The sequence below is a fragment of the Aeribacillus sp. JST-2 genome (genome assembly GCF_056032925.1).
Map to the genome: position 1 here is coordinate 1 of NZ_JBVVUU010000083.1, position 2,850 is coordinate 2,850.

Consider the following 2,850-nt stretch of genomic DNA (forward strand, 5'->3'; position numbering starts at 1 on the left):
TGGTGGCGATGGCGAAGAGGTCACACCCGTTCCCATCCCGAACACGGAAGTTAAGCTCTTCAGCGCCGATGGTAGTAAGGGGTTGTCCCTTGCGAGAGTAGGACGCTGCCAGGCAAAAAGAAGGAAAGAGCAGCTAAACAAAAAGCTGCTCTTTTTTGTATATATAATAACTTTTAATTTGCAAGCACATCCCCTCCAGTATGGACTTAGGATGGAATAAAAAAGAAATTTAAAATTTTGAATATATTTGCTGTTTTTGGACATACTGGTGATGGAGGTGGAGCTGAAATGACTGCACATAATGATAAATTATATGGGGAGACGTGTATAATTTGCGAAGAACATAAAACGAAAGGCTTCCATTTGTATCATAGTTTTATTTGCTTAAACTGTGAAAATGAAATCGTACAAACCAACACAAATGATCCAAAATATCAATATTTTATTGAAAAATTAAAAAAAGCGGCAAATCCTAAAATATATTCTTGAACTTGGCTGTAAAAAGGGAATCGGTCAAGTTTTTTCTTTTTGATATAATAGAAAAATAGAAAAAAAGTGATAAAGGACGTTGAATGTTATATGCGAAATTTCCGCACGCCTATATATGATGCGCTTGTTAAACACCATCAATTAGATCCCCTCTCCTTTCATGTTCCCGGCCACAAGTATGGCTCTCTTTATGATGAACTTCACTTCCCTTACTTTTCAAAAGCCCTTCAGCTTGATGCGACAGAGCTGTCTCATTTAGATGACTTATATGCACCCCAAGGGATTATAAAGGAAGCACAGCAACTCGCAGCAGAGTTGTATGGCGTAGCGTCTACCTATTTTTTAGTTAATGGATCAACTGTCGGGAATTTGGCGATGATTCTTGCCAGCTGCCAAGAGGGAGACGTTGTGTTTGTTCAGAGAAATTGCCATAAGTCTGTAATGCACGGGTTGGAATTGGCAGGGGCGGAACCTGTTTTTTTGGCCCCTAATATTGATCAAGACTATCAAGTTCCTTCTTATGTATCAATTGAAACGGTTAAAAAGGCATATCAAAAGTATCCGCAAGTAAAAGCGATAATACTGACAAGTCCCACATATTATGGGCTGACCTATAAAAAATTAGGTGAGCTGGTTGCATTTGCGCATTCTCATAAAATACCGGTATTAGTCGATGAAGCACATGGAGCTCACTTTATTTCAAGTTCTTTATTTCCTCCATCAGCTATTTCCGCCGGAGCGGATGTCGTTGTTCAATCAGCTCATAAAACATTGCCGGCGATGACAATGGGTTCATTTTTGCATTTCAACAGCTCTTTGGTGAATGAGGAAAAGGTTACACGCTACCTTCACATGCTGCAAACAAGCAGCCCTTCTTATTTGGTTATGGCTTCCCTTGATATTGCCAGGGCATATCTTCAATCTATTATGGAGAGGGAGGATGAAATATATCAATGTGTTCAGGATTTTGTTAAGATTTTTCAAAGGCTTGAAAATATTGATATCGTGACGTCGAAAGATCCGTTCTTGGACACAGATCCCTTAAAATTAACAATACGTTCAAAAAACGGCCTATCTGGCTATGAATTAATTCGGTATTTTGAAAAGGCGGCCATATACCCTGAACTTGCCGATCCGTTAAATGTTTTGTTTGTGCTGCCGTTAGGCTGTTGCAGTTTTGAAACGAGCCGCTTTGAAATGGTCAATGATCAATTAAAACTTGCCCAATTTGTCAAAACAGACGACATTTTACAAGAAGTACATGTTGACCTTTTCAGCAAATTGTCCATTCCTTTTAAGAAAATGGCTGATCATTCATCCATGTTTGTGCCGTTGGCAAATGCGGAAGGTGAGGTTGCTTCCGAGCTAATTATTCCATATCCACCGGGAATTCCGTTGATTATGAAAGGGGAACGAATTACGAAATATCATATTGAAAGTTTGAAAACTCTCCTTAAGCTTCACGCAAAATTTCAAGGCGGAGAAAAATTGCATGAGGGTCTTATTTCGATATTTATCAAAAGGTGATGAAGGTGAAAGGAATATTCATAACATTTGAAGGTCCCGAAGGAGCAGGGAAAACAACCATTTTAAACAAATTGGCGGAAAAACTTGAAAAATCCGGGAAATCTGTTGTAGCCACTCGAGAACCGGGCGGCATTGTGATCAGCGAAAAAATTCGTGAGATTATCCTGCACCCTGAACATACGGAAATGGATGCGCGGACAGAAGCACTTCTTTATGCCGCAGCCAGAAGACAGCATCTTGTTGAAAAAGTCATTCCAGCTCTTTATAAAGGAAGCATTGTGCTTTGCGACCGTTTTGTTGACAGCTCTTTAGCCTATCAAGGTTACGCAAGAGGGCTTGGGATTGAAGAGGTGCTGAAAATCAATCGCTTTGCCATCAATGGGTTAATGCCTGATCTCACGCTTTACTTCGATATTTCACCTGAAAAGGGGTTGGAGAGAATTTCAAAAAATAACAGAAGAGAGATCAATCGCCTTGACCTTGAAAAGATTGATTTTCATCGAAAAGTGAGGGAAGGATATGAAAAAGTTATCAATATGTTTCCGAATAGAATAAACATTATTGATGCCGACCAGCCTTTAGATAAAGTGTTGCAAGCTGCTGAAAAAGCGCTGATTTCCTATATGCAAGAAACACGGTAGTCACAACAATTCCATGCTTGTTATAATGGAGAAAAAAACGAAATTGTTTTTTTGCGTTTAGAATAAAAGTCCTGCGGTAATATGTCAAGGTGAAAAATCATAGAAATTGGAAATTCCCTTGTCCGATGATCCGAAAAAAGGCAATACTGAAGAAACCCAGTATTGGTACATGTAATAAACTGGGTCTAAAGGT

At 39.2% G+C, this 2,850-nt stretch carries 3 protein-coding genes and 1 rRNA gene; all 4 read left to right on the forward strand.

Translation table 11 applies throughout. The features are described 5' to 3' along the window. Nucleotides 1-114: ribosomal RNA gene (gene rrf, locus AC0KTX_RS16545) — 5S ribosomal RNA — on the forward strand; the annotation flags it as partial. A gap of 123 nt (nt 115-237) precedes the next feature. Next, nucleotides 238-489, forward strand: a complete 252-nt coding sequence (locus tag AC0KTX_RS16550; RefSeq protein WP_474253143.1) for a sigma factor G inhibitor Gin — start codon at nt 238-240, stop codon at nt 487-489. A 90-nt stretch (nt 490-579) separates the two neighbouring features. Next, on the forward strand, nt 580-2,016 hold the full coding sequence (locus AC0KTX_RS16555) for an aminotransferase class I/II-fold pyridoxal phosphate-dependent enzyme (RefSeq protein ID WP_474253144.1): 1,437 nt from the start codon (nt 580-582) through the stop codon (nt 2,014-2,016). A gap of 5 nt (nt 2,017-2,021) precedes the next feature. Next, the gene (gene tmk, locus AC0KTX_RS16560) at nt 2,022-2,657 is read left to right on the forward strand and encodes a dTMP kinase (protein WP_474253145.1); all 636 of its coding nucleotides are present in this window, start codon (nt 2,022-2,024) and stop codon (nt 2,655-2,657) included. The last annotated feature ends 193 nt before the right edge of the window (nt 2,658-2,850 follow it).

What these genes read in the sequence shown, in the direction of transcription:
- AC0KTX_RS16555 (WP_474253144.1), top strand. Translation starts at nt 580, where the DNA reads ATGCGAAATTTCCGCACGCCTATATATGATGCGCTTGTTAAACACCAT.